The 18,430-nt window shown below is 71.5% G+C and carries 18 protein-coding genes; 4 read left to right on the top strand and 14 right to left on the bottom strand.

The window, feature by feature from the left end; translation table 11 throughout:
* Nucleotides 1–292: 292 nt before the first annotated feature.
* Together ACWD04_RS10935 and ACWD04_RS10930 are read left to right on the top strand one after the other, a co-directional pair.
* The gene (locus tag ACWD04_RS10935) at nt 293–2,089 is read left to right on the top strand and encodes a gamma-glutamyltransferase family protein (protein WP_451130361.1); all 1,797 of its coding nucleotides are present in this window, start codon (nt 293–295) and stop codon (nt 2,087–2,089) included.
* A 45-nt stretch (nt 2,090–2,134) separates the two neighbouring features.
* Nucleotides 2,135–2,992, top strand: a complete 858-nt coding sequence (locus ACWD04_RS10930; protein ID WP_451130359.1) for an inositol monophosphatase family protein — start codon at nt 2,135–2,137, stop codon at nt 2,990–2,992.
* Here the strand turns inward: ACWD04_RS10930 and ACWD04_RS10925 are convergent.
* A complete protein-coding gene (locus ACWD04_RS10925) occupies nt 2,954–3,808 on the bottom strand; it encodes a nucleotidyltransferase domain-containing protein (protein WP_451130357.1) in 855 nt (284 codons plus the stop codon). The genes ACWD04_RS10930 and ACWD04_RS10925 overlap by 39 nt on opposite strands.
* An 86-nt stretch (nt 3,809–3,894) precedes the next feature.
* Here ACWD04_RS10925 and ACWD04_RS10920 point away from each other — a divergent pair, with 86 nt between their 5' ends.
* Nucleotides 3,895–5,310 (top strand): phytoene desaturase family protein, encoded by a 1,416-nt coding sequence (locus ACWD04_RS10920; protein WP_451130355.1) that lies wholly within the window; start codon nt 3,895–3,897, stop codon nt 5,308–5,310.
* Between the two features lie 13 nt (nt 5,311–5,323).
* On the opposite strand, the gene ssuE is transcribed toward ACWD04_RS10920, so the two are convergent.
* The 10 genes from ssuE to ACWD04_RS10870 form a co-directional block, all read right to left on the bottom strand.
* Complete coding sequence (gene ssuE, locus ACWD04_RS10915) at nt 5,324–5,881, bottom strand: NADPH-dependent FMN reductase (protein ID WP_451130353.1); 558 nt, start codon at nt 5,879–5,881, stop codon at nt 5,324–5,326.
* A gap of 55 nt (nt 5,882–5,936) precedes the next feature.
* Nucleotides 5,937–6,710, bottom strand: coding sequence for an alpha/beta hydrolase (locus ACWD04_RS10910; RefSeq protein WP_451130351.1), 774 nt, complete (start codon nt 6,708–6,710; stop codon nt 5,937–5,939).
* Between the two features lie 58 nt (nt 6,711–6,768).
* A complete protein-coding gene (locus ACWD04_RS10905; protein ID WP_451130349.1) occupies nt 6,769–8,109 on the bottom strand; it encodes an NtaA/DmoA family FMN-dependent monooxygenase in 1,341 nt (446 codons plus the stop codon).
* A gap of 64 nt (nt 8,110–8,173) precedes the next feature.
* Nucleotides 8,174–9,046 (bottom strand): ABC transporter ATP-binding protein, encoded by an 873-nt coding sequence (locus tag ACWD04_RS10900; RefSeq protein ID WP_451130347.1) that lies wholly within the window; start codon nt 9,044–9,046, stop codon nt 8,174–8,176.
* Entirely contained in the window at nt 9,043–9,924 is an 882-nt protein-coding gene (locus ACWD04_RS10895) for an ABC transporter ATP-binding protein (protein WP_451130345.1), read from the bottom strand. The genes ACWD04_RS10900 and ACWD04_RS10895 overlap by 4 nt, the downstream gene beginning before the upstream one ends.
* Nucleotides 9,921–10,808, bottom strand: a complete 888-nt coding sequence (locus ACWD04_RS10890; RefSeq protein WP_451130343.1) for an ABC transporter permease — start codon at nt 10,806–10,808, stop codon at nt 9,921–9,923. The genes ACWD04_RS10895 and ACWD04_RS10890 overlap by 4 nt, the downstream gene beginning before the upstream one ends.
* Before the next feature lie 2 nt (nt 10,809–10,810).
* Nucleotides 10,811–11,839, bottom strand: a complete 1,029-nt coding sequence (locus tag ACWD04_RS10885) for an ABC transporter permease (protein ID WP_451130341.1) — start codon at nt 11,837–11,839, stop codon at nt 10,811–10,813.
* A 41-nt stretch (nt 11,840–11,880) separates the two neighbouring features.
* Nucleotides 11,881–13,452, bottom strand: a complete 1,572-nt coding sequence (locus ACWD04_RS10880) for an ABC transporter substrate-binding protein (RefSeq protein WP_451130339.1) — start codon at nt 13,450–13,452, stop codon at nt 11,881–11,883.
* Nucleotides 13,453–13,923: 471 nt separating this feature from the next.
* Nucleotides 13,924–14,841, bottom strand: coding sequence for a DsbA family oxidoreductase (locus ACWD04_RS10875; protein WP_451130337.1), 918 nt, complete (start codon nt 14,839–14,841; stop codon nt 13,924–13,926).
* The gene (locus tag ACWD04_RS10870) at nt 14,838–15,272 is read right to left on the bottom strand and encodes an RrF2 family transcriptional regulator (RefSeq protein WP_451130335.1); all 435 of its coding nucleotides are present in this window, start codon (nt 15,270–15,272) and stop codon (nt 14,838–14,840) included. Before ACWD04_RS10870 ends, ACWD04_RS10875 begins: the two co-directional genes overlap by 4 nt.
* Nucleotides 15,273–15,422: 150 nt before the next feature.
* On the opposite strand from ACWD04_RS10870, the gene ACWD04_RS10865 reads away from it, so the two are divergent.
* Entirely contained in the window at nt 15,423–15,932 is a 510-nt protein-coding gene (locus tag ACWD04_RS10865; protein ID WP_451130333.1) for a cupin domain-containing protein, read from the top strand.
* 12 nt (nt 15,933–15,944) lie between these two features.
* Here ACWD04_RS10865 and ACWD04_RS10860 read toward each other — a convergent pair whose 3' ends face one another.
* The 3 genes from ACWD04_RS10860 to ACWD04_RS10850 all read right to left on the bottom strand — a co-directional run bounded on the left by ACWD04_RS10860 (nt 15,945) and on the right by ACWD04_RS10850 (nt 18,174).
* Nucleotides 15,945–16,184 (bottom strand): peptidase, encoded by a 240-nt coding sequence (locus tag ACWD04_RS10860; RefSeq protein WP_451130331.1) that lies wholly within the window; start codon nt 16,182–16,184, stop codon nt 15,945–15,947.
* Nucleotides 16,185–16,516: 332 nt separating this feature from the next.
* Entirely contained in the window at nt 16,517–16,855 is a 339-nt protein-coding gene (locus ACWD04_RS10855; RefSeq protein ID WP_451130329.1) for a P-II family nitrogen regulator, read from the bottom strand.
* Nucleotides 16,852–18,174, bottom strand: a complete 1,323-nt coding sequence (locus ACWD04_RS10850) for an ammonium transporter (RefSeq protein ID WP_451130327.1) — start codon at nt 18,172–18,174, stop codon at nt 16,852–16,854. The genes ACWD04_RS10855 and ACWD04_RS10850 overlap by 4 nt, the downstream gene beginning before the upstream one ends.
* Between the last annotated feature and the right edge of the window lie 256 nt (nt 18,175–18,430).

Genomic DNA, 18,430 nt, shown 5'->3' with positions numbered 1-18,430 from the left:
GGCGGCCCGGAATCGGAGCGGGAGAGGGAGAAGCACGATTTCGTTGCCACCACGATGTACGTCAGTGGTGACATCGGCCAGATGGCTGGGGCACGCGTTACCCACCATCACCCTCGACCACCACGCGCACTTCGACGCGGAGGCGGGTCGGCAAGGGACGACAGGCGATCGATAGCCTGCTCGACGATCAGGTGAACGACCTTGCAGGGTGGATCTTCCCGGATTCTCCCCAGGCCCGATCGTGAGCCGTGATCGGTCCGCTTGGCACGTACGAACAGCAAGGTGACGCGCGATGTTCACGACCCGCCCCACCCTCCAGGGCACCTTCGGCATGGTGTCCTCCACCCACTGGCTCGCCTCGCAGTCCGCGATGGCCGTCCTGGAGGACGGCGGCAACGCCTACGACGCGGCCGTCGCCGCCGGATTCGTCCTGCACGTCGTCGAGCCGCACCTCAACGGCCCGGCCGGCGAGGTCCCGATGATCCTCGCGCCGAAGGACGGCGACGTACAGGTGCTGTGCGGCCAGGGCCCCGCCCCCGCGGGCGCCTCCGCCGCGCACTACCGCTCGCTCGGCCTGGACCTGGTCCCCGGCACCGGCCCGCTCGCCGCCGCCGTACCGGGCGCCTTCGACGCCTGGATGCTGCTGCTGCGCGACCACGGGACCAAAACGCTCGCCGAGGTCCTGCGCTACGCGATGGGATACGCCGAGGACGGCCACGCCCCCGTCGAGCGCGTCGGTCAGACCGTGGAGACCGTACGCGCGCTCTTCGAGACCGAGTGGCCGACCTCCGCCGAGGTCTACCTGCCCGGCGGAAAAGCGCCCGAGCCCGGCACGCTCTTCCGTAATCCGGCCCTCGCCGCCACCTGGCGCCGCCTGATAGCCGAGGCCGAGGAGGAGGGCGGCCAGGACCGCGCCGCCCAGATCGACGCCGCCCGAGCCGTCTGGCGCACGGGCTTCATCGCGGAGGCGCTGGTCCGCCAGGCCGCCGTCCCCACCATGGACACCAGCGGAACCCGCCACACCGGCACCCTCACCGCCGCCGACCTGGCGGACTGGTCCGCGACGTACGAGGCGCCCGCGACCTACGACTGGAACGGCTGGACGCTGGCCAAGGCGGCCGGCTGGAGCCAGGGCCCCGCCTTCCTCCAGCAGCTCGCCCTCCTCCCGGCCGAGCTCCCGGCGTACGGCTCCGCCGACTACGTCCACCTGCTCGTCGAGGGCTGCAAGCTCGCGATGGCCGACCGCGAGGCCTGGTACGGCGACGCCACCGGCGTACCGCTCGACACCCTGCTCTCCGGGCCGTACAACGACGAGCGCCGCGCCCTGATCAAGGACACCGCCTCCCTGGAGCTGCGCCCCGGCAGCCCCGACGGCCGCACCCCGGTCCTCAGCGCGCACGCCCACGCCGTCGCCTCCGGCTTCGACGCCATGGGCGTCCCGGTGGCCGGAGCGGGCGAGCCGACGGTGGCCAAGGACGGCGCGACCCGTGGGGACACCTGCCACCTCGACATCGTCGACCGCTGGGGCAACATGGTCGCCGCCACGCCCAGCGGCGGCTGGCTCCAGTCCAACCCGGTCGTGCCCGAGCTGGGCTTCCCGCTCGGTACCCGGCTCCAGATGGCCTGGCTCGACGAGGGCCTGCCGAACACACTGACTCCCGGCCGACGCCCGCGCACCACGCTCACCCCGTCCCTGGCCCTGCGCGACGGAGTCCCCGTCATGGCCTTCGGGACGCCCGGCGGCGACCAGCAGGACCAGTGGCAGCTGCACTTCTTCCTCGCCGTGGCGCTGCGCGGCACGGTACGCGGCGGCCTCGACCTCCAGGGCGCCATCGACGCCCCGAACTGGCACAACGACAGCTTCCCCGGCTCCTTCTTCCCGCGCGGGATGCGCCCGGGCAGCGTCACCGTGGAGGAGGGCATGGACCCGGAGGTCGTCGGGGAGCTGCGCCGCCGCGGCCACGACGTCACGGTCGGCGACCCGTGGTCCGAGGGCCGGATGTGCGCCGTCGCCAGGGACCCGGAGACCGGCGTCCTGTCCGCCGCCGCCAATCCCCGGGGGATGCAGGGCTACGCGGTCGGCCGCTGACCACCTGCCCGGAGTGCCCCCGGCGGACCGTGCTTAGCTGGAGTCATGATCGATGACTTCCTGTACGGGACCGCCGGACGGACGGCCGAGGTGGAGGCGGCGGTAAGGGAGGCGGCCGCCGCCGAGATCCTGCCGCGCTACCGGCAGCTCGCCGCGCACGAGATCGTCGAGAAGAGCGGCCCGCACGACCTGGTCACCGCCGCCGACCGGCTGGCCGAGGAGTATCTCACCGCGTCCCTCACCCGGCTGCTGCCCGGCTCGGTCGTCGTCGGTGAGGAAGCCGTCCACGCCGACCCCTCGGTCAACGACGCGCTCGGCGGCGACGCACCCGTGTGGATCGTCGACCCGGTCGACGGCACCCGCCAGTTCGTACGCGGCGAACCCGGCTTCTGCACCCTGGTGGCCCTCGCCCTGCACGGAGAGGTGTACGCCTCGTGGACGTACGCCCCCGTCCTCGACGAGATCGCGGTCGCGGTGAAGGGCCGGGGCGCCACGCTCAACGGCACCGCGCTGCACAGCGGTTCGCCCGCGCCCGGCGCGGTGCTGAAGGTGGCTATGTCCCACCCCGACTACACCTCAGACGCCCAGAAGCGCGCCCTCCTCGGCCTGCGCACCGACGGCATCGACGCCCGCGCGTGCGGATCGGCGGGCCTCGAGTACCTCGCCGTCGCCTGCGGCGCGCAGGACGCGGTCGCCTTCAACTGGGAGTTCGCCTGGGACCACGCGGCGGGCCTGCTCCTGGTCACCGAGGCGGGCGGCTCCCAGTCGACGCTCTCGGGCGTCCCGTACCGCATCACCGGCGGAAACGACCTGCCCTTCACCGCGGCCAGGGACGAGGCGACGGCGGAGAGGGTCCTTCAGGCGCTACGGACCGGCCGGAGAGCGGACCCCGCCGCCGGCTGAGGAGCCGTCCAGCACAGCCCGTACCTCGCGGACGACACCGGCCGCCGTCTCCACCGCGGCCGTGTCCAGACCGCGCAGCGCACCGGACACCCGGGCCACGAAGTCCGCCGGGGTGTCCGGCAGGGCGGCGGCGGAAGCGAGCGCCCCCTTCTCGTTGAGACACCAGACCCGGTGGTGGGCGTGCAGGGCCTGTGCGAGGACCCCGAAGGCCTTCGACAGACAGAGGGCGACGTGGAGCGTGTCCCCGGACGGGGCCGACTTGCGGGCGGCGGTCACGGAGAAGTCCGCCTCCCACGCCGCGTCGGCCAGCGCACCGCGCAGCGGCTCGGGATAGGCGCGCGTCGCCTCCCGGAGGGCCGCGAGCTCACCGCGCGGGTCCTCGAGCACCTGCCCGAGGGCGACCTCGCCCACGTAACACGGGGACCAGAAACCCAGTGGGTGGCCGGGCTGGATCCCCACCTGGAAGCGACCCGCCCGGCAGTCCGACCACACCGCCTCCACCCGGTCCAGATCGCGCAGGATCCAGTCGACGGCGACGCCGTCCACCGTCAGCCACGCCCCGCCGTTCACCCAGGTGCCCCATCCGCCGGGCCCCGTCACGTCGGCAGGCGCCCCCTGGACCTCGGACGCCGACGCGGTGAGGGCGGCCAGGTCCGGGGCGCCCCGGTAGTAGACACCCAGATCCCAGTCGGAATCGGGACGGTGGGTGCCGCGGGCCCTGCTTCCGCCCAGGGCGACGGCCTCGACACCGGGAAGCCGGGCGAGCCGGGAGGCCATCGCGGCGACGGCGGGAGAGGGTACGCATGCGCGGTTCATAGCGCGGGAGGCTACCCGGGGGCCCGTTGTGGGCGCGCCCGAATATCCTGGGTTCCCTGGCCATCGGCTGACAAAGGAGTCCGAAGGTGCCATCGATGCTGGATGCAGTCGTCGTGGGGGCGGGCCCGAACGGGCTGACAGCCGCGGTCGAGCTGGCCCGCCGCGGCTTCGCCGTGGAGGTCTTCGAAGCGGGGGAGACCGTCGGGGGCGGTGCCCGTACGGAGGAGCTGACCCTCCCCGGCTTCCTCCACGACCCGTGTTCCGCCGTGCACCCGCTGGGCATCGGCTCCCCGGCCTTCAAGGCGATGCCACTCGCCCGGCACGGCCTCGAATGGCTCCACGCGCCCCTGTCGCTCGCCCACCCCTTCCCGGACGGCTCCGCCGCGGTGCTCACCGGGTCCGTAGGGGAGACCGCCATGTCGTTGGGCCCGGAGGACGCGGGCGCGTACCGGAGGCTGGTCGCACCCTTCACCGGCCACTGGGACACCCTCGCCGAGGATTTCCTGCGCACCCCGTGGGACGGCCTGCCCAAGGACCCGTACCGCTATGCGCGCTTCGGGATGGCAGCGATCCAGCCCGCCACGCTGCTCTCCCGGCGTTTCCGGGGAGAGAAGGCGCGCGGTCTGATCGCGGGCCTCGCCGGTCACGCCATCGCACCCGCCAGCGGCGTCGCGACCGGCGGGATCGCGCTGCTCTTCGCCCTCGCGGCGCACGAGAACGGCTGGCCGGTGCCGCGCGGCGGCTCGCAGGCCATCTCCGACGCGCTGGCCGCCTTCCTGCTCGAAGAGGGCGGCACCATCCGCACGGGCATCGAGGTCAGACGCCTCGACGAGCTCCCGCCCGCCCGCGCGTACATCTTCGACACCTCACCGACCGCGCTCGCCCGGATCGCCGGGCTCGGCGGCGCCTACGACCACTACCGCTACGGCCCCTCCTGTTTCAAGATCGATTACGCGCTGTCGGGCCCCGTGCCCTGGACCGCCGAGGAGGCCCGCCGCGCCGGCACGGTCCATCTCGGCTCCTCCGCCGCCGAGATCGACACGGCCCTGCGCGCCGCCGGGGAGGGCCGCGACCCGAGCGTCCCCTTCCTGATCACCGCGCAGCCCAGCATCGTCGACCCGTCCCGAGCACCCGGAGGCAGCCATGTCTTCTGGGTGTACGGGCATGTCCCGTCCGGCTGGGAAGGCGACGCCACCGAGGTCATCGAGCGGCAGCTGGAGCGGTTCGCCCCGGGGTTCCGCGACCTGGTCCTGGCCCGCGCGGTCGCCGGGCCGCCCCGGCTCGCCGTACGCAACGCCAACTACGTGGGCGGCGACATCGCCACCGGGGCGTTCGCCGGGCTGCAGACGGTGCTCCGGCCCAAGCTCGCCCGCGTGCCGTACGCCACCGCGCACCCCGCGGTCTTCCTCTGCTCGTCGGCCACCCCGCCGGGCCCCGGTGTGCACGGCATGTCGGGTTACCACGCGGCGAAGGCGGTGTGGCGGCGCCTCAGGGCGGAGTGAGGGACGGCCGGGCTCAGCCCGCGGGTGTCAGCACCGTCGCACGCCCGCCCAGTGCCCGGGAGAAGGTGTCCGTGACCTGGGTGAGGGCCTCGGCCGTGCCGGGGGCGACGGTCAGCATGCCGTCCTCGCCGGTGGTGATGTCCTTGTCGAGCGTGAACCAGCCCGGGACGATGTGCGTCGCACCCATGGAGCTGAGCACCGGGCGCAGCGCGTAGTCGATCGCCAGCACATGGGCGGTGCTGCCGCCGGTGGCCAGCGGCAGCACCGTCTTGCCGGTCAGCGCGAACTGCGGGAGCAGGTCCAGCAGCGTCTTCAGCAGACCCGAATAGGCGGCCTTGTAGACAGGGGTGCCTATGACCACCCCGTCCGCCTCCTCGAACAGCGCCGTGGCCTCGACGACGGCAGGGTGCCGGAAGTCGGCGCCGAGCAGTGCCTCGGCGGGCAGGGTGCGCACGTCCAGTGGCGTCACGTCGTGGCCCTGGTCCCGGAGCCGGTCGTCCAGGTGGCGCAGGAGGCGTGCGGTACGGGAGGTGGCGGAGGGACTGCCGGAGACGGACAGGACGGTTGCCATGGGAGAGCCTTTCTCTACAGGTCGGAAGTGCCGGCGGTGCCGTGCGCGGCAGCGGCTACCACGCGCTCGATTCGACCGTGACGACCGGCACCAGCTCGTCGCGCAAGGTTTCGAGGAAGGTGACGATCTCTGCGGCCACCGAACGGTGCTGCATGTCGTTCAGGACGTCATGGTGTGCGCCCCGCACCACCGAAAGCCGGGCGCGCGGAAGCGACTTCGCCGTACGCAGGAGTGCCTCGCGGTCCGCGAGCGGATCGGCGTCGCCGGCCAGGAGCAGCGCGGGAACGCCCACGTCACCGCCGTACGCCGCCGAGAGCAGGGCCTGCGGCACCGCCTCCACGAGCGCGCCGCGCCTGATCCCGGTGTCCTCGGTGAGTGTGCCCCGATGGGCGGGGCAGGCGGTACGCACGTCGAGCTCGTCCTCCCAGCCGCCGGCGGCGATGGCCCCGCCGCCGGGGATGCCCGCGAGGACGACGGCGTCGGGCAGCGCGGCGGACGGAACGTCGTCCCGGCCGAGGAGCGCCGCGAGGGCGACGGCTCCTCTGTCCGCTCCCACGAGCACGAGGGGGCGTGCGACACCACCGTCCTCGCCGGTGGCCGAGTCCTCGGCGGCTGCGGCGAGTTGTCCACCGAAGCGGGTCAGCGAGCCGGCCAGGTCGTCCTCGTCGAGGCCGGGGGCGTCGACGACGCGGACGCGGTAGGCGTCGGCGGCCAGCCGCCTGCCGAGCCGGGTGTAGGTTGCCCGGGTCTCGCCCCGGCCGGGCACCACGAGGAGGGTGCCGCGCGTGCGAAGGCCTTCGGGGGCGTAGTAGTCGGTGTACTCGGTCAACTCGGGCTCCTGCGTATGCGTGTGTGGGCGTGCCTGTGTCAGGGGGTCCGGGCCTGGGTCAGCCCTTCGCGGCCTCGCGCTCGGCGGTGTGGCGGTTCGCGGGGACGGGCAGCCCGAGGTTGCCGCGCAAGGTGTCGGCCTCGTACTCGGTCCGGAACAGGCCGCGCTTCTGCAGGAGCGGCACCACACCGTCCACGAAGCGGTCGAGGTCGGTGTTGTTCCGGAAGGCCAGGTTGATGCCGTCCAGGGTGCCCGCGCCGGACCACCGCTCGATGGTGTCGGCCACGGTCTCCGGGGAGCCGACGAACGGCGAGCGGCGGAACGCGTTGACGGACTCCGCGACTTGACGCAGCGTCAGGCGCTCTGCCCGCGCGCGCTCGATGATCTTCCCGGCGCCCGTCCTGCCTCCCTTCTCCGCGAGGTGGGCGACGTCCGGGAACGGGGCGTCCAGATCGTGCGTGCTGAAGTCGTACGCGCCGAAGGAGCGGCCCAGGAGCGCGAGGTTGCTCGCGAAGTCGTTGTCCTCCTCGAAGATCTCCCGCTCCCGGCGCCGGGCCTCCTCGTCGGTCGCTCCGACGATCGGGCCGCCGTGGATGAAGACCTTGATGTGGTCGGGGTCACGCCCGTAGGCCGCGGTGCGCTTCTTGATGTCCGCGTAGTACTCCTGCGCCGACTCCAGCGTGCCGCCCGGTGCGTAGATGCCCTCGGCGACGCGCGCGGCGAGGTCGCGGCCCTCGGCGGATACCCCGGCCTGGAAGATGACCGGCTGTCCCTGCGGCGAGCGGGAGATGTTGAGCGGACCGGCGACCTTGAAGTGTTCCCCGTCGTGGTTCAGCGCGTGCAGCCTGGACGGGGCGAGGAAGACGTCGCGCTCCACGTCGGCGGGGAAGGCGTCGTCCTCGTAGGAGTCCCACAGACCGCGGGCGACCTGCACGAACTCCAGGGCCCGGCCGTACCGGGTGGCGTAGTCCAGGTGCTCGTCGAGCCCGTAGTTCTTCGACGTACCGGTGTCGAAGCTGGTCACCACGTTCCAGCCGGCCCGTCCGCCGCTGATGTGGTCGAGGGAGGCGAACCGGCGGGCGAGGTTGAACGGCGAGTTGTACGTCGAGCTGGCCGTACCGACCAGGCCGATGTTCCTGGTGTGGGTGGCGACGGCGGAGAGCAGGGTGAGCGGTTCCAGCCGGTTCAGATAGTGCGACGGGTACGTGGCGTTGATGAACTGGCTGTCGACGACGAACAGGGCGTCGAAGAGCGCGTGTTCGGCCGCCTGGGCCTGCTGTATGTAGTAGTTGATGTCGATGCTGGCGTTCTTCGCGACGCCCGGGTCCTTCCAGAGGCCGTGCTGGCCGGGGCCGCCGACGCCGTACGGGTGCAGTGCGAGATGGATCCTGCGGGACATGGGGTGTTCCTCTCAGTGGTGCGGGAAAGCCAGTGGGGCCGGAAGGCCTCCGGACGCTCTGTGGTCAGCCACTCAGCTGTGCGCGCAGGGCTTCACGCTCGGTCCTGGCGGCGGTCCGCGAGTGCAGCGTCGGCGCGGAGCCCACGAGCAGGCGCGTGTACGCGTGCCGTGGCTGGTTGATGACGTCACGGGCCGCGCCCACCTCGACGAGCTCACCCCGGTAGAGCACGGCGATGCGGTCGGCGGTCCCGGCGATGGAGCCGAGGTCGTGGGAGATGAAGACGAGGGACGTGCCGGCGGCGCGTAGCTCCTTGAGGATCTCCAGGACCTGGACGCGATTGGCGGAGTCCAGGGCGCTGACCGGCTCGTCGAGAATGACCAGGGCGGGCTCCGTGACCAGGGCACGGGCCACGGCGACCCGCTGGCGCTGACCGCCGGAGAGCTCTCCTGGCAGCCGCTCGAGCAGGTCGGCGGAGAGGTGGACCCGGTCGAGGAACGCACGGCCCCGTTCGGCCGCCTCCTTGCGCGGTACCCCCTGGATGAGCAGCGGTTCGGTCAGGGAGTCCTCGATGGTGAGGTCGGGGTCGAGGCTGCGCAGCGGGTCCTGGAAGACGTACTGGACGATGCCCCGGCGGCGCAGGGCGCGCCACTGGCGGTTGCCGTACCGGGTCACGTCCTCACCGCCGACCCGGATCGAGCCGGCCGAGGCCCGCACCAGGCCGAGCACGGCGCGGGCCAGCGTGGACTTCCCGGAGCCCGTCTCGCCGATGACGCCGACCGTCTCCGCGGGCCCGATGCTCAGCGAGATTCCTCGCAGGGCGCTCCGGCCCCGGCGTCCCCGGCCGTAACGGACCTCCAGGGCCTCGACGGACAGGACGGGGGCCGGAGCCTCGTCGTCCCGGCCCGAAGTCTTCGCTTCCGGCGACGCGGTGGTCATGACGCCTCCTTCGGTGTGAGGAACTTGTCCAGGCCGTACTGCTCGTGCTCGGCCATGAGCAGCCGGGTGTACGCGTGCTGCGGGTCGTGCAGCACCGACCGCGTCGGGCCCTGCTCCACCACCTCGCCCTGCCGCATGACCAGGACCTCGTCGCACAACTGACTGACGACGGCCAGGTCGTGGGAGACGACGACGAGCGCCAGACCGGTGCGCTCGCGCAGTTCGGCCAGCAGGTCGAGAATCTCCGCCTGGACCGTGACGTCGAGGGCAGTCGTGGCCTCGTCCGCGATGAGGGCACGCGGTTCGACGGCGATCGCCGCCGCGATCAGGACGCGCTGGAGCATGCCCCCCGACAGCTCGTACGTGTACTGGCCGTAGACCAGCTCCGGGTCCCGCAGCCGTACCGCCGCGAGGAGTTCGAGGGCCCGTCGGCGCGCCTCGCGCCGCTTCACGCCCCTTTTGACCCGGATGACCTCGGCTATCTGGGCGCCCACCCGGATCGACGGGTTGAGATAGGACGCCGGGTCCTGGAATACGGCGCCGATCGTGGTGCCCCGCAAGGCCGTCCACCGACGGGGCGTCAGGGTCGCGATGTCGGTGCCGTCGATCTCGACGGATCCGCCGGAGACCTCGAAGTGCGGGGGCAGGATGCCGAGTACGGCACGGCAGGTGAGGGTCTTGCCGCTGCCGGACTCGCCGACGATACCGACCGCTCTGCCAGGGGTGAGATCGAAGCCGACCCCGTGGACGATCTCCCGGTCGGTGACGCGGTCGCTGATGTGTACGTCGCGGACGGAGATGACCGGCGGAGCGACCGGCGCCGCCGACGCGTGCGCGCGGGCGCGGTCGGGGGCGGCGTTCTGGGACAGGGTCCTCATCGGGAGCCTCCCACGGGGACGGGGGCGGATGGGCCGGTGCGGGTCCGGGCCTTGCGCTGGTTGACCAGCGCGCGGCCCGCTTCACCCGAGACGTCGCGGATGGCGTCGGCGAGCAGATTGCACGCCCACACGGTGATCATGATCAGCAGGACGGGTGCCACGGGTGCCCAGGGCTGGTGGCTGAGGTAGCCCAGGTCGGAGGCGAGCAGCCCGCCCCAGGTGGGCGCAGGCGGCTGTACGCCGATACCGAGGAAGGTCAGGCTCGACACGATGACGAAACCCACGCCGATGGTCTGCGCGAGCGCCACCGCGATCGGCGGCAGCACCTTGACCCAGACATGGCGGCGTACGACCCAGCCGATCGAGGCGCCCGAGACGATCGCCGCCTCCACGTACGGCGAGCGGGCCACGGCCAGTGTGGCGGCGCGCGACACCCGGTAGAAGAGCGGTGAGACCAGCGCGCCCGTGACGAGCATGGCCTGCGTGATGCCGTTGCCGAGCAGCGCGATCACGGCGATGGCGAACAGCAGGAACGGCAGGGCGACCAGGGTGTCGGCCAGACGGAGGGTCAGCCATTCGAAGAACCGGCCCGAGTAGACCGACAGGATGCCGGGGATCGCGCCGACGACGAGGGCCATCAGCGCGACCTCCAGGGATCCGAGCACGCTGACCCGCGAGCCGTCGAGCAGGCGGCTGAACACGTCACGGCCCAGGTAGTCCGTCCCCAGCAAGTGGGCGCCCGAGGCCGATGCGAGCGTGTTGTCGCTGGTCGTCAGGGGGTCCTGCGGAGCGAGCCAGGGACCGCAGACGGCGAGCAGGGCGATCAGCACCAGGATGCCCACGGCGATCCGGCCGGATGTGAGTGAGAGGACGCGGCGCACCATCGTCATACCCCCCGCTGGGATGCCGGCATGACGCGCGCCAGCACCAGATTGATGATCAGGTTGAAGGAGACGACCAGCACGATCGACACCACGAGCACGCCCTGCACCGCCGGTACGTCACCGGCCTGGGCCGAGTCGTTGGCGAACCGGCCGAAGCCCTGGAGGCCGAAGATCCACTCCGTGATCACGGAGGCGCCGACCAGGGCCGGGAACTTCTGCCCGACCGTGGCGAGGGCGGGCCCCAGCCCGTTGCGCAGGACGTGTGCGAAGAAGATCCGCCGTGGGCTCAGGCCACGGACCACCGCACCCGTCACGTAGTTCTCGCCGTAGGCCGCGACCAGACTGGACCGCAGCTGGCGGGCGACGTCGGCGATGACGTCGAAGCTCAGCGCGAGCGCGGGCAACGTGATGTGGGCGAGCCAGGGCCCGACCCCTTGCTCGGCAGGGACGTAACCGGCCGAGGGGAACAGATCGAGGCCCACCGCGAGGACCGACACCAGCACGATGCCGACGACGAAGGCCGGCATCACCGAGATCACGGTGACGAATCCCGTGATCGCCCGGTCGACGACGGTGGTGCGCCGGAGCGCCGCCACCGTGCCGAGGGCGAAGCCGACGACCACACCGATGACCAGCGCGAAGGTCGCTACCGACAGGCTCACCCCCAGCCCGAGGCCGATCAGCGTGGAGATATCGGCCCCGTTGACCCAGCTGGTGCCGAGCTCACCGCGCAGGACACCGGAGAACCAGTCCCCGTACTGGGCCAGGAACGGCTTGTCGAGTCCCCACTCGGCCTCGATGCGCCGGATCGCCTCGGGAGTGGCCTCCTCGCCCAGCTGGATGCGCGCCGGGCTGAGTCCGCTCATGGACCGCAGCGCGAACGTCACGAAGGTCGCCACCAGGAACACCGGCACGAAGATCGCTACCGACCGGCCGAGCGCGGCCGCCACCCGTCCTGCCGCGTGCCGCGTCCTGCTCGTGGCCACCCGGTGGCGCCGCTCAGGAATGAGTTCCGGCGTGGTCGTCGTCATGGGGCTGCCCCCTCTCTGCAGTGGATGGAGTGGATGGACGGTCAGGAGCCGGAGGCGATCTTCACGCCGGTCCAGTCGATGTGGGCGGGGTTCTTCGGCAGGCCGGAGAGCACCTTGCTCTTGGCGAAGAGGTTGGGCGAGGAGAAGGTGAAGATCAGGGCCCTGCTCTCGAGGCCCGCACGCGTCGCCGCCTGGAGGACCCGTGTGTAGTCGGGTGCGTCCAGGGGCGTCTGACGGACCGCGGCGACGGCCTTCTCGAAGCCGTCCGGCTCGTACGGAGTGCTCAGGTTCAGCGGGCCGTCGGGGCCGAAGTGGGCGGTGAGCGTCTGCACCGCGGAGTCGCGTCCTGTCGTCGAGTACAGGGAGAAGGCCAGGTCCTTGGCGAAGAACGGGGTGGCCCAGTTCTTGTCGATCTTGATGGTGACCTTGACGCCCACTGCCGCGAGCTGTGACTGGACGATCTCGGCCTGGGGGTCCTCGGCCGGGATGACCAGGTTCAGCTTGATGTCGCCGGGCCGGTGGCCCGCCTCGGCCAGGAGCTTCTTCGACCTCGCCGGGTCGTAGGGGTAGGCGTTCTCCGACTCGGCGTCATACGCCTCGTAGCCCTTGGGGAAGGGCTGGTCGGTGACCTCGCCATGACCGAACGTCAGCTTGTCGACGAACTCCTTGCGGTTGACCGCGTGACGGAGCGCGTCGACCACCCTGTCGTCGTCGAACGGCGCTTTGTTGACGTTCAGGCTGATGTTGGAGGCGTTGAAGCCGGGCTGGGAGAACACGTCCAGGCCCGCCTTGTCGGCGGCAGTGGCCTGGCTCGGTTCGATGTCGGCGAAGTTGTAGACGCCGGTCTGGAGTCCCGAGACGACGGTGGAGGCATCGGGGGCGGAGACCAGCTCGACGTCGTCGATGTGGATGTTCTTCGCATCCCAGTAGTCCGGGTTCTTCCGCAGGACCGCCTTGGTGCCCGGGATCAGCTGGTCGATGACGAACGGTCCGGCGCCGACGGGGTTCTGGTCCAGCTCGGTGGGGTTCGCGGCCGCCTTCGGGCTGGCTATCTGCAGGACGCGCTGCCCGAGCAACTGCGGTATCTGGTAGTCGACCTGGGTGAGTTGGAGCGTGGCGTCCAGCCCGTCGGCCTCGACCGACCCGATCGACGTCAGGTCGCCGAACAGCGCGGAGTTCTTCTGCTTCTGTGCCCGCTCGATGGCGGCCTTCACGGCCGCGCCGTCGACCGGCTCGCCGTCGCTGAACTTCAGCCCGGGGCGTACGTGGAAGGTGATCCGGTCACCCTTCTCGTTGTACTCCCAGCTCTCGGCGATGTCGGGGACGGCCTTTCCCTCCTCGTCGGTACGAGTCAACGACGCGTATACGAGTGCGAGTTGACGAAACTGTGCGCCGCTTCCGCCCACCACCGGATCCCAGTGGCTCGGGAAGTAGGAGGAGGCCCACTTCAGGGTGGCGCTGCCGGCCGACGACGAGCCACTGCCGCCGCAAGCGCTCAGAGCCGGCACGAGCAGGGCGATGAAAGCGGTTCCGAGGGCAGCGACCCTCAGGCCGCCCGCCTGTCGGGTCGACCGGGCGTCCGGTCGGCGTCGGATCGTGAGTCGTGCGGACATGTCGTTCTCTCTGTTGGGTCCCGGCCCGGAGCAGGGCATGAGGAGGCGGGGGAGCGTGGGAGGGGGCAGCGCGGCACTCGCCCGGAACCGTCGTCGCCTGTGCGGCACGCGCCGTCGAGGTGTCGGCGCACAGCTGAGCAGGAGCGGTCCGGCGGGACGTCGAGGAACTCACGGTCCCGTACGGGGATACGACGAAAGGTCGCGACGGAAGGCGGGGAACCGGTGCGGGGGACAGGCGCGGATCAGCTGACCGGCGGACAGCCGGTGCCGACAGAGGTCAGGCGGCGCCTGTGGAGCGGGGGTGGTGGGCGGTCAGCGACAGAGTGCGCTGGAGGTGCGCCGCAGGTCCACGTAGCGGCACACCACACCGGGGTGCGTCGTGAGCATGGGCACATCCTGGCGGCAGTCCTCCGGGCCTGTCAATGGACACCCTTTGGTGTCTCATTCAGCGGGACGGAGCACAACCGCAGCTCAGAGCCCTGTGCCAGGGGGTCGAGGTACGTCCGGACGTGCTGATGCCTCGTCAGGATGCAGCCACAGCGGGCCGTTACCGGTTTCCAGCGGGACCGCCCGCGGCGGGGGCCACGCTCCCTCCGCCAGCAGGTGGCGCTCCGGTTCCGTCAGGCTCCCGTGACGCTCCAGCGCCTCGGCGGGGGAGAGCGGCGCGGCCGGGCCGAGGAGCCCCGGACAGAGCTCCTCGACGGCTGCGGCGTACGTCGCGTACGACCGCCAGCCGGGGACCGCGCGGTACCCCGAAGGGGCGCGCAGCAGGAGCGTCGGCAGCGCGTAGCGGTACCCGCCCTCGGAGGCCTCCTTGGCCGTGCCGGGATGCGGTGATCCACTCTGTACGTCCAGGACTTCGGGGACCGGCCGCCGCGCTTCCGCGCGGTCGGCGCACACCCGCTCCAGCACCCCGGGCGAGGCCGCGTCGGACCTCAGCCGGTCCAGGTCCAGGCCGGGGACGCCGTGTGTGGCGGCTACCGCGGCCTCCGGGGTGTCCGCCGGCTCACCCAGCACGAAGACGCTCTCCCTCAGCCGGCGCAGGACCCGTTCGGCCACGTCGTCGCCCTGGAGTTCGGCGGCCACCGCCATGAGGGACGAGGGCCAGGAGCTCGCCGCGACGCGGCTCAGCCGGGCCGCCCGGGGTGCGTGGGTGTGCGCGCTGATCCTCTCGACGTATCCGGCGTAATGCGCGGTCTCGGCTGCCGGATCGGGCGCCGGTTCGTCCTCGTCGTCGAAGAGGACCGCGTACGCACGCCGCCAGCGGACCCGGCCCGCCAGCGCGGTCCGCAGCCTGCGGAACACGGGCTCCGACCCCCAGGCCCAGGGGCACATCGGGTCGGTGTACTCCACCACCTCCACCGGGGGCGCATCCGGCCCGCCGGTCACGCGGCACCGATCGCGGACGGCTCCTCGCGCGCCTCGGCGGGAAGCAGCGCGGCCAGGGTCAGCCCGCCGAGCACCGCCGCGGCCTCCGACTCGACCCGCTTCCACACCCCGGGCAGGCCAACCGCGGGGCCGGGATAGTCGAGGCCGGCCAGCGAGTCACCGCGCAGAGTGATCAGTTCGCCGTCGACGGCGCGTACGACATCGAGCAGGGTGATCTCACCGGCAGGTCTGCCGAGCCAGTAACCGCCCTCGCAGCCACGCTGACTGCGCACCAGGTCGGCCTTGCGCAGTTCGCCCACCACGGACTTCAGGAACCTGAACGGAATCTCCTGCGAGGAGGCGATGGCTTCACAGGAGAGCGGACGGCCAGGATCACTCGCGAGCTCCAGAAGGGCGCGCGTGGCGTAGTCCGCCTTCGCGGAGATATGCATGCCCACATCATGCCCCGGCTAAGAGCTGCAGGCGAGGCTCCCCGGTCGCCCGCTCCTGCCCCACGTCCAGCATTGCGGGAACATTGCCGCAGGTGAACGGCAAAGGACACCTCTTGACATCCTTTTCGCCGCCGCCCTAACGTCCCAGCCATGAGCGAGCCGTTGACGACCCCCGGAGAAGGGTTCCACCCTCATCTCCATGAAGCCCCGGGCCGCCCGGCGGCGCCCCTGCGCACCCGTCTGCACCACATCCGCGCGGACGCGCTGGACGGCGACACGGCGCAGACCGGCGGCATGCGCAGATTCAGTGCCGTCAGCGGTAAGACCGTGGGCTCCGAGAAGCTGTGGATGGGTCAGACCCATGTGGCCCCCGCGACCGCGTCGTCCGACCACCACCACGGCGAGTCGGAGACCGCCATCCATGTGGTCAGCGGCCACCCGGAGTTCGTATTCCTGGACGACTCGGGGGAGGAGCCCGAGGAAGTGCGTCTGCGCACCTCGCCGGGCGACTACATCTTCGTACCGCCGTTCGTGCCGCACCGCGAGGAGAACCCGGACCCCACCGAGGAGGCCGTGGTCGTCATCGCCCGCAGCACTCAGGAGGCGATCGTGGTCAATCTGCCGCGTCTGTACGCCCTGGAGTCCGACGCGACCGACTGACCCTGTCCCTGCTCATGCGTGGCTGAGCAGGCGGCACGGCAGCGTCGGCTCGCTCGCCCTGCCGTCCTCGCCGGGCTCCACCCGGTGGAGGTGCGCGTCCGGGGCTTGGGCCACCGTCTCCTGCGGGCGACCGTCCGAGAAGAGGACCCCCATGCCGTCGTCCAGCGCGCACCCGGCAGGCAGCATGCCGGTGGCCAGGGCGTCCTGGCAGGAGGGCCGACGGCCCGGTTCGCTGTCGTAGTGGGGGCCCACCGACCCGGGCAGAGGACCGAGCCCGTCCCGCAGGTACGTCAGCGGGCCGAAGGAGCAGACGAAAAGATCCAGGTGAGCACCCTGCGCATGAGGAGGGTCCGGCTATCTCTGCCTCTCGGAGGAGTCGCCGGCCCGCTTGTTCCACGGGGTGTGGGTGGCGAGCATGTCGCCCACCGTGCCGATCCGTTGACCGTGATCCAGCCCACACCCTTCATGACGCGCACGACCGCCGAACCCGCGATCTCTTCCGTGGTGATCCCCTCACGTCCGTCTCCGTGGCGTACTTCGATCCTGAAGACGCGTTCCGCCACCACTGGGCTGTCCGCGGAGGACTAAAGGGCATCCGGCCCCCGCTCGCCCGTGCGGACCCGTACGGCGGTCTCCACGGGCAGCGCCCACACCTTGCCGTCGCCGATCTTGCCGGTGCGGGCCGCGCGGACCACCGCGTCGAGGACCGGCTCCGCGTCCGCGTCCTCGACGAGCACCTCTATTCGGACTTTGGGCACCAGGTCCACCCGGTACTCGGCGCCCCGGTAGATCTCGGTGTGGCCGTGCTGTCGCCCGTATCCGCTGGCCTCCGTGACCGTCATCCCGTTCACACCGAGGTCCTGCAGAGCGGTCTTCACCTCGTCGAGGCGGTGCGGCTTCACGACGGCGGTGATGAGCTTCATGGGGCGGTGCTCCTGTCCTGGGAAAGAAGTACGGAGTGACCCGGGGGCTGCGCGGCTGCATGACCCAGGCCGCCGTGATCGTAGGCGCTCTCCGCGTGCACTGTCTGGTCCAGGCCCGTGAGTTCTTCCTCCTCGGAGGCCCGCACACCCATCAGCCGGTCGATCGCCTTGCCGATCCCGTACGTCACCAGGAAGGTGTACGCGGCCACGGCGAGCACGGCGACAGCCTGCCGGAGGAGCTGGCCCGCTCCGCCGCCGTAGAGGAGACCCTCCGCGCCCCCGGTCATCGTGGCCGTCGCGAACAGCCCTATGAGCAGCGTGCCGACGACGCCTCCCACGAAGTGCACGCCGACCACGTCCAGGGAGTCGTCGTAGTCGAACCGGAACTTCCACGCGACGGCGTACGAGCAGACGACGCCGGCCACGAGTCCGACGACGGTGGCACCGAGGACGCCGACCGTCCCGCACGCGGGTGTGATCGCCACCAGGCCGGCGACCACGCCGGACGCGGCGCCGAAGGTGGTCGGGTGGCCGTCGCGCCTCTGTTCGACGAAGAGCCAGCCGAGCAGGCCGGTGCATCCGGCGACAAGGGTGTTGAGGACCGAGGCGGCGGCCAGACCGTTGGCGCCGAGCGCCGAGCCGCCGTTGAACCCGAGCCAGCCGAACCAGAGCAGGCCCGCGCCGAGCATCACCATCGGCAGGTTGTGCGGCCGCATCGCGTCCTTCTTGAAGCCGAGGCGCGGTCCGATCACCAGGGCGAGGGCCAGGCCCGACGCGCCGCACGTGATCTCCACGACGAGACCACCGGCGAAGTCCAGGGCGCCGAGCGAGTCCGCGATCCACCCGCCGGGGCCCCACACCCAGTGGGCGACGGGAACGTATACGAGCAGGGTCCACACCGGTACGAAGACCAGCCATGCCGCGAATTTCATACGGTCCGCGATCGCTCCGCTGATCAGTGCCGCGGTGAGGATCGCGAAGGTCAGCTGGAACGTGGTGAAGAGCAGGGTGGGGACGCTGCCGGTGAGGTCGTCGGGGCCGATGCCGACCATGCCCACGTGGTCGAGGCCGCCGATGAGCCCGGCGAACGTGTCGTCGCCGAATGCCAGCGAATAGCCCGCGACCAGCCAGACGACCGTGACCAACGCGATCGACACGAAGCTCATCATCAGCATGTTGAGGACGCTCTTCGTGCGGACCATGCCACCGTAGAACAGGGCCAGGCCCGGCGTCATCAGCAGGACGAGAGCCGTGGCGGCGAGGAGCCAGGCGGTGTCGCCTGTGTCGAGGCCTGCCGAGGCCAGGGTCACGGGGGTCATGAGGGGGTCCCTCCTCGGGGCGGCGTGCGGTCCGGCCCGGAGAGAATCGCGGGCGTGCGTTTCGCGGAGGACGCCGACGCGTTTCGGGTGTGTTTCGTTGCGTGAAGGTGACCAAGACCTCACGGTGAACGGACCGACGCCCTCCGCCGGTCGATACGTCCGTGTCGACGACCACGTCGTGACCTCGTCGCCGCCGAAGGCCACGACGAGGGAGCCGTCCGCGGCGAAGGATCAGTTCATCGCACCGGAGGGGGCG

Source organism: Streptomyces sp. NPDC002911 (assembly GCF_053591835.1).
This window is presented reverse-complemented; position numbering and strand designations above follow the sequence as displayed.

Bases quoted from the DNA above. Each gene is read 5' to 3' on its own strand.
- ACWD04_RS10870 (WP_451130335.1), bottom strand. From the start codon at position 15,272: ATGCATATCTCCGCGAAGGCGGACTACGCCACGCGCGCCCTTCTGGAG.
- ACWD04_RS10905 (WP_451130349.1), bottom strand. From the start codon at position 8,109: ATGTCCCGCAGGATCCATCTCGCACTGCACCCGTACGGCGTCGGCGGC.
- ACWD04_RS10890 (WP_451130343.1), bottom strand. From the start codon at position 10,808: ATGGTGCGCCGCGTCCTCTCACTCACATCCGGCCGGATCGCCGTGGGC.
- ACWD04_RS10895 (WP_451130345.1), bottom strand. From the start codon at position 9,924: ATGAGGACCCTGTCCCAGAACGCCGCCCCCGACCGCGCCCGCGCGCAC.
- ACWD04_RS10935 (WP_451130361.1), top strand. From the start codon at position 293: ATGTTCACGACCCGCCCCACCCTCCAGGGCACCTTCGGCATGGTGTCC.
- ssuE (WP_451130353.1), bottom strand. From the start codon at position 5,881: ATGGCAACCGTCCTGTCCGTCTCCGGCAGTCCCTCCGCCACCTCCCGT.
- ACWD04_RS10885 (WP_451130341.1), bottom strand. From the start codon at position 11,839: ATGACGACGACCACGCCGGAACTCATTCCTGAGCGGCGCCACCGGGTG.
- ACWD04_RS10855 (WP_451130329.1), bottom strand. From the start codon at position 16,855: ATGAAGCTCATCACCGCCGTCGTGAAGCCGCACCGCCTCGACGAGGTG.
- ACWD04_RS10850 (WP_451130327.1), bottom strand. From the start codon at position 18,174: ATGACCCCCGTGACCCTGGCCTCGGCAGGCCTCGACACAGGCGACACC.
- ACWD04_RS10865 (WP_451130333.1), top strand. From the start codon at position 15,423: ATGAGCGAGCCGTTGACGACCCCCGGAGAAGGGTTCCACCCTCATCTC.
- ACWD04_RS10925 (WP_451130357.1), bottom strand. From the start codon at position 3,808: ATGAACCGCGCATGCGTACCCTCTCCCGCCGTCGCCGCGATGGCCTCC.
- ACWD04_RS10900 (WP_451130347.1), bottom strand. From the start codon at position 9,046: ATGACCACCGCGTCGCCGGAAGCGAAGACTTCGGGCCGGGACGACGAG.
- ACWD04_RS10930 (WP_451130359.1), top strand. From the start codon at position 2,135: ATGATCGATGACTTCCTGTACGGGACCGCCGGACGGACGGCCGAGGTG.
- ACWD04_RS10880 (WP_451130339.1), bottom strand. From the start codon at position 13,452: ATGTCCGCACGACTCACGATCCGACGCCGACCGGACGCCCGGTCGACC.